The sequence below is a fragment of the Sellimonas intestinalis genome (assembly GCF_001280875.1).
GTDB lineage: Bacteria > Bacillota > Clostridia > Lachnospirales > Lachnospiraceae > Sellimonas > Sellimonas intestinalis.
Map to the genome: position 1 here is coordinate 14,120 of NZ_LGAJ01000005.1, position 16,135 is coordinate 30,254.

Below are 16,135 nucleotides of genomic sequence, written 5' to 3' on the forward strand. Positions count from 1 at the left end.
GGAACAGTGGGCCCCGCAGGAAGGATTGTCTTGTGGGGCCACGTGTTATGTGGAACCCTCAAGATTGTTGAGAATATTTTACTCAAACCAGTTCGGACATACTTTCTTATACTTCGATGGAGAGAATCCGGTCATGGATTTAAAAAGCCGGGAAAAGGAAAAAGGATTTTCCAGTCCCACCGCATTTGCAATGATCTGTAACGAATAATCCGTGTCTATCAGGTAAGTTTTTGCCTTTTCAATCCGGATCTCGGTCAGATAGTGCTTCGGAGTCTTATTATACTTTTGCTTAAAGATGGCGGTGACATAGTGGGAATTCAGGTGAAGGTAATCAGCAATATCCTGAATCCGCATATGTTCATTTATGGAAAGGAAACGGTGAAAGTGATAGGATCTAGGAAAAGGGAGTGAAAAAGGTTTATGAAAAAGTTATGCTATCTGATAAAAATAACATTTCAGACAAAATTTGCATATATCAAAGCCTTCTGGTTTAATATTTTTGGAACAGCAGTCTCGATCCTCATTTACTATTTCCTCTGGAAATATGTCTTTCAATCCAGGGATGAACTGCACGGGTTTACGGCCGCACAGATCACAACGTATGTGATTCTTTCCAGGCTGTTGTCCTCCCAGTTCTCCGGTGGGATTAATCGGGAATTCGCTGAATGGGTCCAGAGGGGAGATATCGTCGTAGAGCTTCTGAGGCCGGTGCCACTTGTATTTACACTTTTTGGAAAAAGAGTTGGGGAATTCCTTTTCTTTTTCCTTTTCAAAGGAATTCCGGTTACTATTCTCGCAAGCCTGATATTGGGCGGCATCGGTCCGGACAGCGCGGCGAATTTAATTCTGTTTTTCACCAGTGTACTGATTTCCATTGGACTGATGTTCTGGATTGAGATCATGGTGGGGCTGGTGTCATTCTTTACTTTAAGCTCGTATGGACTTGGATATACGAAAACAGCGCTGATGTCGATCCTTTCCGGAGGGATTGTTCCGCTTTTTTTGTTCCCGGAAGGGGTGGCGAGAGTATTAGACTATATGCCGTTTGCAGGGATGGTTTCAGTGCCGGTTCAGATTTATCTTGGAAAATATACAGCGACGGAGGCGTTTTCTTTTCTGGGACTTCAGATCGTGTGGGTGATTCTTCTTGGAACCGGGGCGATGGCATTCTACCGCTTTGCAATGAAAAAAGTCGTGGTACAGGGAGGCTGATGGTATGAGAATGAAATATTATGCAAAACTTTGGCTCCGCTATATGAGAATCGGCTTTCTTTGTATGACTCAGTATCCGGCGGATACAATGATCTGGTTCATTTCCATGATTATCCGGGAAGCATGTGGTTTCGTCGGGATTCTGGCAGTGGCTGGGGTGACCGGTCATCTGGGAGACTGGGGGATTTACGAGATCTGTCTTTTGTTTTCTATGTGTGCGGTAATTGAAGCCATGGGTCAGGCTTTTTTTGATAATGTCTGGGCCATTGATAAGATGATTCGGAGGGGCGAGATGGATACGTTTTTGGTTCGTCCGGCATCCCCGTTTATACAGATGCTTGGCCAGGTGATGCATTTTCAGGCTATCCTGAGTATGGCTGTGTATGTGGGGATCCTTGTCTGGTCTATCCGGGGAATCGGACTTTCTATCGGCGTGCGGGAAATCATATTGCTGATCGAATATATCATTTGCGGTACGATGATCAATTCTGGAATTTATACGATTTTTAATACCCTTAATTTTTGGATTGTACAGGGGGATGATATTGCGGTTCTCGTACAGACCTGCCGGGAATTTGTCAAGTATCCTCTTCAGGTGTTCCCGACGGCGATTCAAGGACTGTTTACCTATATCCTGCCGCTTGGGTTTGTGGCATACTACCCGGTCCTGGGGCTTCTTGGGAAGACACGGATGCCGGTGATGATTTTGCTGCCGTGTGTGGCTGTGCTGACGGTGGTGATTGCATCAGTACTCTGGCGAATGGGGCTCAAGGGATATAATAGTACAGGAACGTAAGGGGAGGAAGAAGATATGCAGATAGAAGTCAGTCATCTTGTAAAGGAATATAAAAGAAAAAGGGATCCGGGTTCTATGGTAAAGGAGTTGGCGTCCATGTTTCATCCAGACTATGAAAGATTTCGGGCGGTAGACGATATAAACTTTCAGATTGCAAAAGGAGAGGCCGTCGGCTATGTAGGCCCGAACGGAAGTGGAAAATCCACCACTATTAAGATGCTTTCTGGCGTTTTGACACCGACAGAGGGACAAGTTCTTGTGAATGGAATGGAGCCGACGAAAGCCCGGATGAAAGTTAATAAGAAGATTGGGGTGGTATTTGGTAATCGTTCTGTCCTCTGGTGGGATGTGCCGGTGATGGAGTCCTACCGACTGCTCCAGACACTCTACGAGATTCCCGAGGAACGTTTTCGGCGGAACTTGGAAGAGTTTACGGAACTGATGGAGATGGAGAGATTGCTTGGTACTCCGGAACGGCAGCTTTCCCTTGGACAGAAAATCAAGTGTAATATCGCGGCGGCGTTTCTCCATGATCCGGAGATTGTGTTTCTCGATGAACCGACGATTGGACTGGACAGTGAATCCAAATACCGAATTCGTAAATTCATTAAACAGATGAATGAGGAAAGAAAGACGACATTCATTGTAACATCTCACGATTTCCAGGATATCGAATCGTTGTGTCATCGGATTATTCTGATTAATCATGGAAAACTGGTAGTGGATGATCACATTGAGAACGTCCGGAAAAACTTTGACAGACGCAAACAGATCCGGTTAGAACTAGAGCGGAATCCATGGAAAGGCGTGACAGAGTTTGAGATGCCTGGAGTGAGGATTTTACATTCGCAGGAGTCAGAACTTGTGCTGGAATTTAACACGGAAGAATATGAGAGTATGAGTATTATGAACCGGGTTGCGGAGAAATCCAGGATTTTGGATGTATCTATCAATGGACAGGATATCGAATCGATTATCCGGGATATTGTAAAGAAGGATAATGGACAGACCGGCTAGAAGAAAAAAGCCTGGAACCGTCAGCTATAAGGAGGCTGTCGGATTTCAGGCTTTCTTTTATGGGCGTTACAGATTTTTGCGTCTGTTTGCCTAAAACCATTTTTTCTTTTTAAAATATAGAATCAAACCTAAGCTGATCCCGATACTTACGATAATAAATACGGGATACCCCCATGGAGAAGAAAGTTCCGGCATATTGTGAAAATTCATTCCATACCATCCTACCATAAGAGACAGCGGCAGAAATAAGGTTGTAATCAGTGTAAACACTTTCATCAGTTCATTCTGTTCAATGTCAATCTGAGACTGATATGTCTCCCTCATCTGCATCACATAGTCCTGTAAATTTAATACCGCGGCATGGCAGCGGTCTATCCGGTTATGAACGATATTGAAATGGATCAGCCCATCTTCGCAGATCAAATTGTTTGCATTATCAAGGAGTCCGTCACAAATTACCTGGAGCTGTGTATAATATCTTTTCAATCGTAGAAGTTCTTTTCGATATTCCTGAATTTTCAACATATAGTCCTGGCTGTGTGAGGAGATACCAATATCTTCTGTATCAGTAATAAGATCTTCATAATTGTCAATATAATCCATATCGCATGCAAGCAGTCCGACGAGAAAATCATGGAGCTGCCGTTCAGTATTTTTGTTTTCACTTCCGAAAAAATTCGTCATACGAACCTGTGTATCCGCATTTTCACAATAGACCAACAAGTCCTTTCTGCTGAAATAAATTAAAATTCTTTCTGTATCGGTTTCCGGGCTGTTGATATCGTACCAGTTAAAACTGCATAAATCAAAATCCGGGTACCATTCAAAGGAAGCCGTTTTGCGTGTAAGAAGATGTTCCTTCAAAATCTTTTTTCCCACATTGTCAATATGGATTCCGTCTAACTCGTTATCTTCTTTTTGAAATAAGAAAACTCTCTGCATGTTTCTACCTCCGATCGATCGACTTATCATTTTCAGGATAGCATGATTTTAGCACAATAAGGAAAGAGATACTATGATGAAAGATTCTATTTTTTGAAAAGTAATACCAGAAAGGAGATCTTGTTGTGGATTTGGCAGAAAGGTTTTATAATAGTACAGAAACGTAAAGAGAGGGAGGGGAACCCCGCAAAACAGCAGACTGCAACTGCCGGTTGACAATGTTCCGTGTCCGGTTGCTGGAAAAATCTCTGGATTTCGGCTAACATGTAAGCAGACAAAATAAGAAAGGCAGGATAATACAGGTATGGAATTATCAGAGAAAATTCAGATGCTTCGGAAGAAGGAGGGCCTCTCTCAGGAGGGATTTGCAGAGAAGATGGGGGTCAGCAGACAGGCGGTCTCGAAATGGGAACTTGGGGTTTCCAAGCCGGATGTGGATAAAATTTTGTTGATGAGCAAGTTGTTTGATGTTTCCTGTGACTATCTGCTGAAAGACCAGGTGGAAAATGATAAAGAAGAAAAAGTGATTTATTATCAGGAAGTGAAACCGTGGAAATTTGAGAAGAAGAGTCGGCATACTCTGTTGGGGCTGCCTCTTTATCATATCTGTTTTCAAGGCACACGGATGGGTGGACGGATGAATTTTAAGATGACGACGGCAAAAGGAGTGTTAGCGATTGGCTGCAAAGCAAAGGGGATCCTTAGTATCGGTATTGTAGCAAGAGGTCTTCTTTCTCTTGGAGTGGCATCGGCAGGCCTGTTCTCTTTTGGGGCGGTAAGTCTTGGGTTGATTTCCCTGGGAGCTTTGTCTGTAGGTCTTGTGGCGGGAGGGAATATCTGCGTTGGTGTGATTGCATTTGGTAATCTTGCTGTGGGAGTGTATTCTCTTGGTAATTGTGCGGTTGCCAACAAGATCGCACTTGGAAATTACGCTCACGCACATATTGCGATTGGAAATAGTGTACATGGTGTGAAAGAGCTGCTCTTACAAGATTCCAACTTTTCCGATATGAATCCTGCGATTGTGAAAAAAATGATCCTTGGTGAATTTCCAAAAACCTGGTCTGTTATTCAAAGACTTTTCACCATGTGGTAAAAAGCTTCTGGATGCCATTTGTGCTTCAGATAGTATAGCAGGGTTCTGCTATACTCAGCTTGCTGATGTGGAGCAGGAGACGAATGGACTTCTTACATGCGACCGGGTTCCCAAAATAAGGACGGAAATCATCAGGAAGATAAACGACAGAGTTAATAAGAAAAGAATACGGATATAAAAATTACATGAAAGGGTTTGTAGTTGCAAAAGCTTTAGAAAATTTTCATTTTCCTCGGGTTGAAAAATGTGTCATATGTGCTAGAATCATAGAATATATGTAATGCTGGAGGAATATGATCGATGTATCTTAACTATTATCTGCAACAATTACGGTACATAGTATATATGGCACCGGTGCTTCTAATCGCCATCACGGCTCACGAATTTGCTCACGGGTGGATGTCGGAGCGTCTGGGTGACCCGACTCCGAGGGTGGATGGGCGCATGAGCCTCAATCCGTTTCGGCATCTGGATCTTATCGGGACGCTCTGCCTCCTCTTTTTTCATATGGGCTGGGCGAAGCCGGTACGGATCAACACCAGGTATTACCGGGACCGGAGGAAGGGAATCATTCTTGTCTCTTTGGCGGGTCCGGTGATGAATTTTATCCTTGCCTTTCTTTCGATACTGGGAAGCGGACTGATTCTCCGTTTCGGAAACGCTACTTCTGAGCTGATGCAGACACTCTATCTGCTCTGTTATTATTCGGCGGTGATGAATACGGGACTTGGTGTTTTCAACCTGATTCCATTTCCGCCGCTGGACGGATCCAATGTCCTGGAGCAGCTTGTGCCGCGAGTGGAGTATTTCTATATGAGGATCAGGCCTTACCGAACCTGGATTCTGCTTCTCCTTCTTGCAAGCGGGGTACTCAGCCGTCCGCTTACAATGGCTAATAGTACGATTCTTGGAGGCATGTGGGAGATTGTGGAAAAGGTCCTTGGATTTGGCGTGCAAATGCAGTCTCAGGGCGGGGGGACCATCCTTTAATAAAAATAAAACCAAAACAGCAGATCTCTGTCACACTGACGGAGACCTGCTGTTTTTGTGGTATTCTTTTCTGTCATTTTTTGCGCTATTCGGCTGGATCCGATTCTTCTTCCGGGTCATATTTCTTGAAAATCCGGCTGAAACAAATATTGCAGATGTATGCGGTAATGGAAAATCCGCAGATCATACTGATGGCAATGACAAAGCCGAATGTCTTTGTGGAAAAGAAAAGCAAAAATCCAATAATCCCAAAATATACAAACATAATGAGTGTGTATGGCAGATGTCCCATGCACATCAGAAACGCATTGCGGATTGCCTGTCTGGTCGTACAGACATAATGGGCGATAATCGGGAACACGTACAAAAAGGCAGCCGCCAGCACGAGTATAATCATCAGAAGAAGAAGCCGGACAACGAAAAAGAGATCCCCTTTCATGGAGGAAGCGATCATATAATCATAGCGGAAAAAGAAAAACAGCGCAACACTGATCAGCCACACGACAGTGCCTTGCTTAAAATTTGACGCAAATGCCTTGAAAAAGCCTTTGACAATGTACGGATCCTCGCGGCGCACAAGCTTTAAGGAAATCGAATTGAGGGCCGCCAGAGAGGCTCCGATCGTAATGAAAGGAATGCAGCTTAAAATAAAGATCACATTCAAAATCAAAAGATCACAGACCTTTGAGAGAAACTGCATAAAAGGATTGTCCAGACTAAATAAACGATTCATAATTAACCTCCTTCGTACGATCCGAAGTACGGATCATCAAGAGACAGTATAGCGAAAAACAAGGTAAAAATCAATAAAAGAGGATGGATACACAAAAAATTCACTTGCCATATTGACGAATATTTATCATAATAATAGAATACAACGACAGGAGGAAACATCATGTTGGACAGAAAATACGAGCGTCAGATGAGCGGCAAGGAAAAGCGAAAATTTGAAGCCGAAAAGATGAGCCAAATGACGCTAAAGGAGAAACTGGAGTATCTGTGGATGTACTATAAAGTATATCTGCTGATTCCGGTGGTGATCGTGGTGCTGATCGTCGTCGGAGTGCAGATGTATCATGGGATTACCCAGAAAGTACTGTTAAACCTCACAATTTTGGGAGGAGAAAGCACGGACAGAACCGGACTGGAAAAGGAGATTCTGGAGCTTCTGGGGACAGGAAAGAAGAATGAGGCCGTCAAGATCAACGCTAATTTAAGCGGGTCGACGGACGACTATAACAGCAATATTGCTCTTTCCACCCTGATTGGGGCCGAGGCGGTAGACATCCTGATCTGCCCGGAAGAAGTTTACAAAGCATATGCGGATCAGAACAGCTTTTTAAACTTGGAGGATCTGCTTTCAGAGGAGGCTCTTGCGAGTGGTAAAGTACAGGGAGACGCCTTGATCCTGGAGGGAAGCGATTACATGGCACAGGAAGTCGGAGTGGTCTATGAGCCGGCTTACGTCTGCGTAATGAGTAATGCACAGAACGAGAAACAGGCGGCAGAGTTTATTGAAATGCTGCTTACGAAAGCCTCCTGACAGGGGCTTACAGCTCAAAACAGATAAACTGCTTTCAAAAACGCCTGAAAAGTGATATAATAGACCTTGCAACTTTATGGATTTGAGGACGTAGAGATGAACAAAAAAGGAACGATTCATTTTAAAGGCCAGTTGAAGTTGTATATGCAATGGCCGGTGGTTATGACGATTCTTCTGATTGCCATGAATATCTGGATCTACATGGTGGATCAGAGCGCAGGGTTCTTGATGAGCATATTTGTCATCATCTATGCGATTATCGCATTCATTCTGTATGTGAACAACCGCTCCCTGATTTTTGCGGAGCTGGTGGAGTTTGCGACGCAGTACAGCGGTGTGCAGGATATCCTGCTGCGGGAATTGGCCATACCATACGCGATTCTGATGGACGATGGAAAGATACTTTGGGGTAACAGCCAGTTTGCGGAGGCGATCGGGCCGGGATTCAGACCGGACACGTACCTGAGCAAATACATCCCAGAGCTGAATCGAAGTGTGTTTCCGAAAGAGGAAAAGGAAGGACAGAGGCTTGAGGTTTCCTACATGGGCCGGGACTACAGCGTGGATCTGTGTAAGGTTCCGGTGACAGGATTCAGCCAGAAGGAGCCTGTCCTTGAGATACCGGAGGGGAAAGAGTACTTTATCACCCTCTATATGAATGACGTCACGGATCTGAACCAGGCAGTGGCGGAAGTTGAGGATCAGAAGCTGGTGGCCGGACTGATCTATATTGACAACTACGACGAGGTCATCGAAAGTGTTGAGGAGGTCAGGCAGTCGCTTCTGATTGCGCTGATTGACAGGAAGATCAACCAGTATGTGGCGAGGATGGACGGAATTGTTAAGAAGCTGGAGAAAGACCGCTACTTTATCATTGTTAAAAATTTTTATTTCCATAAGATGGAGGAGGATCATTTTTCCATCCTGGACGATGTAAAGGAAATCAGCGTCGGCAACAAGATTCCGGCGACATTAAGTATCGGGCTTGGATTCAGCGAGGAGACGTACGGACAGAGCTATGATTATGCCCGTGTGGCGATCGACCTTGCGCTTGCAAGGGGAGGTGATCAGGCGGTCATCAAAAACCAGGACGGCATCAAGTATTACGGAGGCAAGCGGGAGCAGACATCCAAGAATACGCGGGTCAAGGCGAGAGTCAAGGCCGAGGCACTGCGTGAATTTATGATCGCTAAGGATCAGGTACTGATTATGGGGCATAAGCTTGGCGATTCCGATTCTTTCGGGGCCGCTATCGGCATCTACAAGATCGCGGCAAGCATGGAGAAGAAGGCGCATATCGTGATCAATGATATCACCGCTTCTTTGAAGCCGCTCTATAATGAGTTTAAGGAAAACGACCATTATCCGGAGGATATGTTTGTAGATTCCCAGGAGGCGCTTCGGCTTGTGGATGACAATACGATGGTGGTCGTGGTGGACGTTAACAAACCACCGATTACTGAGTGCGAGGAGCTGCTTGGTATGGTAAAGACGATTGCGGTGCTTGACCATCACAGGCAGGGCAGTAAGGCGATCGAAAATGCAGTGCTTTCCTATGTGGAGCCGTACGCGTCTTCCACATGTGAGATGGTAGCGGAAGTATTACAGTACATTTCAGACGATATCAGGCTGGACCCGATTGAGGCAAACTGCATTTATGCCGGAATTATGATTGATACAAACAACTTTACGAACCGTACCGGAGTCCGTACCTTTGAGGCGGCGGCATTCCTGAGGAGAAACGGCGCGGACGTTACCCATGTACACAAGATCTTCCGGGATGACCTGGAGGCGTACCGGGCGAAGGCAGCTATTATCGGGCGGGCGGAGATTTACCGCGACTGCTTCATTATCGCAAGAGGTGCGGAGGAGGACATCGAGAGTCCGACAATCGTGGGAGCGCAGGCTTCTAATGAGCTGTTGAATATCAGTCAGGTGAAGGCAGCGTTTGTCCTGACTGAGTACCACGGGAAAGTATATGTAAGCGCACGTTCCATCGATGAGATCAACGTACAGATCATTATGGAGCGGATCGGGGGAGGCGGGCACATTAACAGTGCCGGCGCTCAGTTTGAAAATACGGATCTGGAGGGCGATATTGAAACGCTCAAACAGATCATTGACGATATGATTGAAGGAGGAGACATCACAGTATGAAAGTAATTTTACTACAAGATATCAAGTCGCTTGGAAAGAAGGGGGAGATCGTAGAGGTCAGAGACGGCTACGCAAGAAACGTCCTTCTGAAGAAAAACCAAGGGGTAGAAGCGACAGGGAAGAACTTAAATGATCTCAAGCTCCAGAAGGCGAATGACGCAAAGATCGCACAGGAGCAGCTTGAGGCGGCGCAGGCTCTAAAAGCGGAGATCGAAGCAGAGGATAAGAAGGTCATTTTGAAGATGAAGACCGGGGAGGGCGGAAGAACATTTGGTTCTATTTCTTCCAAGGAGATTGCGGCTGCGGTAAAGGAGCAGCTCGGATATGATATTGATAAGAAGAAGATTCAGATGAAAGAGCCTGTGAAATCTCTGGGAATGCATTTGATCCAGGTACGGCTTCACACAAAGGTGACGGCAGAGCTGAAAGTCTCTGTGCAGGAAGCATAGGATTCTGCCAAAAGCAGGAATGACAACGGGAGGAATTTAAGATGGAAGAGGCTTTGATTAAGAGAGTCCTGCCGCACAGCATCGAGGCGGAACAGTCTGTTGTGGGAGCCATGCTGATGGATAAAGAGGCGATTATGACAGCATCCGAGATCATCAGTGGAGAAGATTTTTACCAGACTACTTACGGCGTCGTGTTCGGAGCGATCGTGGAGCTCTATAATGAAGGCAAGCCGGTGGATCTGATTACGCTTCAGGACAGATTAAGGGAAAAGGACGTGCCTGAGGAAATCCAGAGTCTGGAATTTGTCCGGGAGCTTCTGACATCAGTTTCCACCTCAGCCAATGTCAAGTACTATGCGGATATCGTGGCGGAAAAGTCGATGCTTAGAAAACTGATCCGGTTGACAGAGGGAATTGCCAATACCTGTTACTTGGCGAAGGAGCCCCTGGAGGGGATCCTGGAGAAAACGGAAAAAGATGTTTTTGAGCTGATACAGAAGAGAAATACAGGGGACTATGTACCAATCCGCCAGGTCGTGCTTAATGCTCTTGACAAGATCGAAAAGGCTTCCAAAAGTAAGGGCACAGTCACCGGTATTCCAACGGGATTTATTGATCTGGACTACAAGATGTCCGGACTCCAGCCGTCGGATCTCATTCTCGTGGCGGCAAGACCGTCCATGGGTAAGACTGCGTTTGTCCTGAATATTGCACAGCACGTTGCCTTTAAGGTCGAAAAGACGGTTGCGATTTTCAGTCTTGAGATGTCAAAGGAACAGCTCGTCAATCGTCTGTTTGCCTTGGAGTCCCAGGTGGATTCCCAGTCGCTGCGAACGGGAAATCTGAAAGATACGGATTGGGAGAAGCTGATAGAAGGAGCCGGAATTATTGGACGGTCTAATCTGATTATTGACGATACACCGGGTATCTCCATTTCGGAGATGCGCTCCAAGTGCAGAAAGTATAAACTTGAGCATGGTCTGGAGCTGATCATCATCGACTACTTACAGTTAATGAGCGGAAGTGTTGGAGGGCGAAGCGAGTCCAGGCAGCAGGAGATTTCCGATATCTCCCGTTCCTTAAAGGCGCTTGCCCGTGAGCTCAATGTTCCGGTGATTGCATTGTCACAGCTCAGTCGGGCGGTGGAGCAAAGACCGGATCACAGACCGATGCTTTCCGACCTTCGTGAGTCCGGAGCTATTGAGCAGGATGCTGACGTTGTAATGTTTATTTACCGTGATGACTATTACCACAAGGATACCGACCGCCCGAATATAGCGGAGATTATCATAGCGAAGCAGAGAAACGGTCCGATTGGAACAGTCGAGCTGACATGGCTTCCGAATTACACGAAATTCGCGAATTTCCTTCGGAAAGATGAAAGATAGTTCCTGTAGGATAAAAGAAAAGTGCTGCCACATCCTGTCAGATGATAAGATGCGGCAGCACTTTTCGTAATGGGATCAGGCTTCGCCAAGCAGCCGGTGGAAAAAGCGGGACGGAGCAGTCCTGACGCTTTCTTTCCGGTATAGCTGCTGCTGGCGGATCAGGTGATCCAGATTTCTGTAGCGTTCTTCTTCCTGACGTTCCTTCGCTTGGAGCAGGAAACTCATATTCTGGGATACTTGTTTTGTAATCGTTTCACTGATCTGTTTTTCGAGGATCGGATTGTTTTCCGCCAGCACGGTCCGAAGGACAGAAGCCAGAAGTGATTCCGGTGTTTCCTCCTTCGACTTATTCTGTAAAGCCTCTTTCGTATGTAGAATATCCGGGATAACGTCCTTTAGGTCACCGATCCGGATGCCTTGCTCTAATAGTTCCTTGATACAGCTAAACAGCCGTATGTCTTCGTCGGTATAGTAACGATGCCCGTTTTCAGTCCGGCCACACGGCAGACAAAGGTGCTTCTCCCAGTAGAGGAGGAGACGCTCGTCCACGCCCGTGCGCTTGGCAGCTTCTGAAACCATATACTGAACCTCGCCCATACAACAACCCCCTGTTAATTTTTTTATACACATATGCTGCACCTCTATCATAACATATTATGGGGCAGAAATCCCAAAAACTTCTCGACGGGTTCTGACATGGATTTGGCGTATGGTGTAGAAAAAATACCGCCATCCCAAGGGGGATGACGGTATCCTCATTTAAACGTACTAAACGAACTGAAATTATTCTGCGGAGATAGCTCCTGTCGGGCACTGTGCTGCACAAGCACCACAATCTACACAAGCAGCCGGATCGATCTCGTAGTGATCTGCTCCCTGAGAAATAGCGCCAACTGGACATTCAGCTTCGCAAGCTCCACAGCTTACACATTCATCACTAATTACGTGTGCCATAGTATGTATCCTCCTTATTCTAAACATTCCATGTAATATGGTGACTTTATTTTAATACAAAAAATTTCATTATACAAGTAAATTCGTGGTTTTAATTTAATACAAAAGCATTTTGACCCAAAAAGCCCCTGGAAAAATTAAGAAAAACTTTATGCATTTTTAGAAAAATTGGTGTATAGTGTAGGGTAGTAATTTTAATAACAGGAGAAATAACGATGAAAAAAAAGATCGCAGTCATGGCAGTCATGCTCTGTACGGCATTGCTGGGAACAGCCTGTGCAGGCGAGGATACATCCGATAAAGATAGCGTGGTACTCGATCAGGGAGAAGAAGAGTCAGCAGATCAGACAAAACTGAATATGATTCAGCCGCAGGCGTATAGTACTGTGGAGGGCCTGAAGCTTAAAAAGGGCAGCTACATATCCATCATCGGGAAATCCGAGGATTCTGTATACTGGGACGAAATAAAGCGCGGGGCCGAGGATGCGGTGGACGAGCTGAATGAAGCTCTGGGATACAGTGGAAAGGACAAAATCAAAGTCACATATAATGCTCCAAGTCACGAAGGAGACGTGGACGAGCAGATCAATATTCTGGACGAGGAGTTGGATCGTTATCCGATCGCCGTCGGGATCGCGGTTATTGATAAGACGGCATGTGAAGTGCAGTTCGATTTGGCCATGGAGAATAGTATCCCGATCGTGGAGTTTGATTCTCCGAGCGATTATCAGGGGATCATGGCTTTAGTCTCTACGAATAATCAGGAGGCAGGGGCAACGGCTGCGGACAAAATGGCAGGGATGATGGAAGAGCAGGGAGAGGTTCTTCTATTCATTCAGGATCATATTTCCGGATCTGCAAAGCAGAGAGAGGCGGGAATGGTGAATCAGTTTCAGACGCAGTATCCGAATATCCAGGTAGGAGGGGTCTATTACATGGATGAGCTGGAAGGCCTGAAAGAGGACACAGCCGCGAAGCTTGAAAAGGAAGCGGGGGAAATCACAGACGAGGAGGTCTTGCGGCAGATCTTTGCTGACCATCCAGACGCAAAAGGGTGTATTGCGGCCAACGAAGAGACAGCAGAGATGGTGATTGATGCCTGTGAAACCGCGGAGCGGGACGATATTCGGATTATCGGATTTGACGGAGGGGAGACGCTGACGGAAGCGCTGTCTGACGGCAAGATCGACGGACTGATCGTACAGAATCCATATGGCATGGGCTACGCTACTGTGGTGGCAGCGGCACGCTCTGCACTGGATATGGGAAATGAAGCGAACGTCGACACCGGATATGCTTGGGTGACTCAGGACAATATGGAAGAAACAGCAATTAAGAATATGCTGTATTAAGAGAAAAGGGAGGTATAAAACTCCCCTAACTAGGAATCGCCAGTATCGGCAAATGCCGGTTCTGGCGATTCTGTACTTTTTTAAATTTTCATTTCATTTTACTTGTGCAATCTTTATCTCCCGGCGTCGGATTTTGGGAGGGAGAAGATGAATTCCGTCCCTACGCCCTCGGTGCTGATGACGTTGATATTTTCATTGTGAGCTTGAATGATTTCACGGACAATGGCAAGTCCCAGGCCAGTTCCTTTTTTGTCTTTTCCACGGGAAAGATCACTCTTGTAAAACCGCTCCCAGATTTTGCTTAGATCCTCTTTGGGGATACCGATTCCGTAGTCACGTACTGACGTGAAGATTTTTTCCCCGCGCTCCGTTGTCTCAATGGTGACAGTGGACTGAGGATTGCTGAATTTGATGGCATTGTCCAGAAGATTATACAGTACCTGTTGGATTTTGCTCCGGTCAGCGTGGACATAAAGCACCCGTGAAGCAAACAACAACTCTATGGAGATTTTCCGGGACGTGCAGGTCCCCTCAAAGGAGGCGGCGACCTGCTTCATCATTTCGTGCAGGTCAAAGGATTCCTTGTTAAGAAGAAGGTCCTTTGTGTCAAACTCATTTAGTGTCAGCAGATCTCGTGTCAGGTCAGTCAGACGCTCCGTCTCAAACAGAATGATATTAAGATATTTGCCCTGGAGCTCCACCGGGATCGTGCCGTCTGCGATGGCCTCGATATATCCTTTGATAGAGGTCAGTGGAGAACGGAAATCATGGGAAACATTGGCCACAAATTTTTTCTGATAGTCTTCCATGTCCTTTAAGTGTGTAGACATATAGTTCAGTGAAGCAGATAGATAACCGATCTCGTCCTGAGAGTTAACCGGAATCTCGTAGTCCAGATTGCCTGAGGCATACTGTTTGGCCGCTTCTGTGATTTTACGAAGCGGCAGATAGATAAACAGATGGATGCCTAGGAAAATCATAAAGGACAACACGTAGATGACGATCAGTGTGATATAGACACAGACCATGATGCTGTGCTGCTGTTCTTCAAAATAGGAGAGCGGTTTATGGACGAGAAGATAACCTTTTGTGGAAAACCCTTCTGTTACCGGTACGATCATCGTCAGAACTTCATCGGAATAATAGCCATGATAATCTCCGGTGAGATATTGTTCCCCGCCGGCCTCCGCCGGATCAAAATCCTGAATCTGTTTTGGTACCATTCCCGTCCCGGAAGAGGAGACGGACAGAAGGACATTCCCATCCGTGTCGGTGAGCCAGAGATCTGCCTCCAGATAAATATTGACGCCGTTTAACAGCGTCCGTGTAGCAGTAAAAGACATATCCTCCGAATAATAGTCGGAAAGTTGGTCTGTGGCGAGGATAGTGGCCTCACGGTACAGCCGGGAGGCATCGTCGTCCCGGATTGTGTCCAGGACGAGCTGCGCTCCCAGAGTGGCGGCTGTAAAGATGCTTAGAAATCCAAATATGATATACAGAATAATAAATTTTAAGTACAGATTGCTGTGCATAGTTTATTTTACCTCAAACTTGTACCCGATTCCCCAGACAGTACTGAGACTCCAGCCGTTATGATCTTTGATCTTTTCTCGAAGACGTTTGATGTGGACATCCACAGTCCGGGTGTCGCCGATGTATTCGTATCCCCAGATCTGATCGAGAAGCTGTTCTCTTGTAAACACTTGATTCGGAGAAGCTGCAAGGAAATACAAAAGCTCCAGCTCCTTTGGAGGCATATCCACGTGCTGTCCATCTACAACGACAGAGTAGTTCGTCAGGTTGATAGAAATGCCAGGATATTCGACGCATTTCCCTTTGGAAACATCGTTTGTCTCCGGTTTGGCCGGCTGATACCGGCGCAGAACGGCTTTTACCCGGGCAACGAGTTCCTTAGAATCAAACGGTTTGATAATATAGTCGTCCGCACCAAGTTCCAGGCCAAGCACCTTGTCAAAGACCTCTCCCTTAGCGGAGAGCATGATGATCGGTACGTTGGATCTGGAACGGATTTCCCGGCAGACCTGATATCCGTCTATTCCAGGCAGCATCAGATCCAGCAGAATCAGATTCGGCTGATACGAGTCGAAAGCCCGAAGTGCCTCCTCCCCGTCATAGACCATCTGTGTATCGAAACATTCTTTTGTCAGGTACAGACTCAGAAGCTCCGCGATATTTTCATCATCGTCTACGATTAAGATTTTCTGTTTTGTAGTCATAA

17 protein-coding genes are annotated in these 16,135 nt (G+C 46.1%); 10 read left to right on the forward strand and 7 right to left on the reverse strand.

The window, feature by feature from the left end:
- Positions 1–78 precede the first annotated feature (78 nt).
- On the reverse strand, positions 79–354 hold the full coding sequence (locus AOA56_RS05890; RefSeq protein WP_053769160.1) for a helix-turn-helix domain-containing protein: 276 nt from the start codon (positions 352–354) through the stop codon (positions 79–81).
- Between the two features lie 66 nt (positions 355–420).
- Here AOA56_RS05890 and AOA56_RS05895 point away from each other — a divergent pair, with 66 nt between their 5' ends.
- From AOA56_RS05895 to AOA56_RS05905, 3 genes are read left to right on the forward strand one after another with little or no spacing between them, the layout of a single operon-like run.
- Positions 421–1,212 (forward strand): ABC transporter permease, encoded by a 792-nt coding sequence (locus AOA56_RS05895; RefSeq protein ID WP_053769161.1) that lies wholly within the window; start codon positions 421–423, stop codon positions 1,210–1,212.
- 4 nt (positions 1,213–1,216) lie between these two features.
- Positions 1,217–2,008, forward strand: coding sequence for an ABC transporter permease (locus tag AOA56_RS05900; RefSeq protein ID WP_053769162.1), 792 nt, complete (start codon positions 1,217–1,219; stop codon positions 2,006–2,008).
- Positions 2,009–2,023: 15 nt separating this feature from the next.
- On the forward strand, positions 2,024–3,025 hold the full coding sequence (locus tag AOA56_RS05905; RefSeq protein ID WP_053769163.1) for an ABC transporter ATP-binding protein: 1,002 nt from the start codon (positions 2,024–2,026) through the stop codon (positions 3,023–3,025).
- Between the two features lie 90 nt (positions 3,026–3,115).
- On the opposite strand, the gene AOA56_RS05910 is transcribed toward AOA56_RS05905, so the two are convergent.
- Entirely contained in the window at positions 3,116–3,967 is an 852-nt protein-coding gene (locus tag AOA56_RS05910; RefSeq protein ID WP_053769164.1) for a magnesium transporter CorA family protein, read from the reverse strand.
- Positions 3,968–4,271: 304 nt separating this feature from the next.
- On the opposite strand from AOA56_RS05910, the gene AOA56_RS05915 reads away from it, so the two are divergent.
- Complete coding sequence (locus tag AOA56_RS05915) at positions 4,272–5,063, forward strand: helix-turn-helix domain-containing protein (protein ID WP_048620633.1); 792 nt, start codon at positions 4,272–4,274, stop codon at positions 5,061–5,063.
- A 300-nt stretch (positions 5,064–5,363) separates the two neighbouring features.
- On the forward strand, positions 5,364–6,053 hold the full coding sequence (locus AOA56_RS05920; RefSeq protein ID WP_053769165.1) for a site-2 protease family protein: 690 nt from the start codon (positions 5,364–5,366) through the stop codon (positions 6,051–6,053).
- Positions 6,054–6,138: 85 nt separating this feature from the next.
- Here AOA56_RS05920 and AOA56_RS05925 read toward each other — a convergent pair whose 3' ends face one another.
- The gene (locus AOA56_RS05925) at positions 6,139–6,786 is read right to left on the reverse strand and encodes a YesL family protein (RefSeq protein WP_053769166.1); all 648 of its coding nucleotides are present in this window, start codon (positions 6,784–6,786) and stop codon (positions 6,139–6,141) included.
- 162 nt (positions 6,787–6,948) lie between these two features.
- Here AOA56_RS05925 and AOA56_RS05930 point away from each other — a divergent pair, with 162 nt between their 5' ends.
- From AOA56_RS05930 to dnaB, 4 genes are all read left to right on the forward strand, one after another.
- A complete protein-coding gene (locus tag AOA56_RS05930; RefSeq protein WP_024731688.1) occupies positions 6,949–7,596 on the forward strand; it encodes a hypothetical protein in 648 nt (215 codons plus the stop codon).
- Positions 7,597–7,692: 96 nt separating this feature from the next.
- On the forward strand, positions 7,693–9,753 hold the full coding sequence (locus tag AOA56_RS05935; protein ID WP_024731689.1) for a DHH family phosphoesterase: 2,061 nt from the start codon (positions 7,693–7,695) through the stop codon (positions 9,751–9,753).
- The gene (gene rplI, locus AOA56_RS05940) at positions 9,750–10,202 is read left to right on the forward strand and encodes a 50S ribosomal protein L9 (RefSeq protein WP_024731690.1); all 453 of its coding nucleotides are present in this window, start codon (positions 9,750–9,752) and stop codon (positions 10,200–10,202) included. Before AOA56_RS05935 ends, rplI begins: the two co-directional genes overlap by 4 nt.
- A 41-nt stretch (positions 10,203–10,243) precedes the next feature.
- Positions 10,244–11,590 (forward strand): replicative DNA helicase, encoded by a 1,347-nt coding sequence (gene dnaB, locus AOA56_RS05945; protein ID WP_048620642.1) that lies wholly within the window; start codon positions 10,244–10,246, stop codon positions 11,588–11,590.
- Between the two features lie 75 nt (positions 11,591–11,665).
- Here the strand turns inward: dnaB and AOA56_RS05950 are convergent, their stop codons facing one another.
- Complete coding sequence (locus AOA56_RS05950; protein WP_024731691.1) at positions 11,666–12,187, reverse strand: helix-turn-helix domain-containing protein; 522 nt, start codon at positions 12,185–12,187, stop codon at positions 11,666–11,668.
- Between the two features lie 186 nt (positions 12,188–12,373).
- Positions 12,374–12,571: a DUF362 domain-containing protein gene (locus AOA56_RS05955; RefSeq protein WP_390497844.1), complete on the reverse strand. Its 198-nt coding sequence runs from the start codon at positions 12,569–12,571 to the stop codon at positions 12,374–12,376.
- Between the two features lie 188 nt (positions 12,572–12,759).
- Between AOA56_RS05955 and AOA56_RS05960 the strand changes: the two genes are divergently transcribed.
- Positions 12,760–13,896 (forward strand): substrate-binding domain-containing protein, encoded by a 1,137-nt coding sequence (locus AOA56_RS05960; protein ID WP_024731693.1) that lies wholly within the window; start codon positions 12,760–12,762, stop codon positions 13,894–13,896.
- 113 nt (positions 13,897–14,009) lie between these two features.
- Here the strand turns inward: AOA56_RS05960 and AOA56_RS05965 are convergent, their stop codons facing one another.
- On the reverse strand, positions 14,010–15,428 hold the full coding sequence (locus tag AOA56_RS05965) for a sensor histidine kinase (protein WP_024731694.1): 1,419 nt from the start codon (positions 15,426–15,428) through the stop codon (positions 14,010–14,012).
- A 3-nt stretch (positions 15,429–15,431) separates the two neighbouring features.
- Entirely contained in the window at positions 15,432–16,133 is a 702-nt protein-coding gene (locus AOA56_RS05970) for a response regulator transcription factor (RefSeq protein WP_024731695.1), read from the reverse strand.
- Between the last annotated feature and the right edge of the window lie 2 nt (positions 16,134–16,135).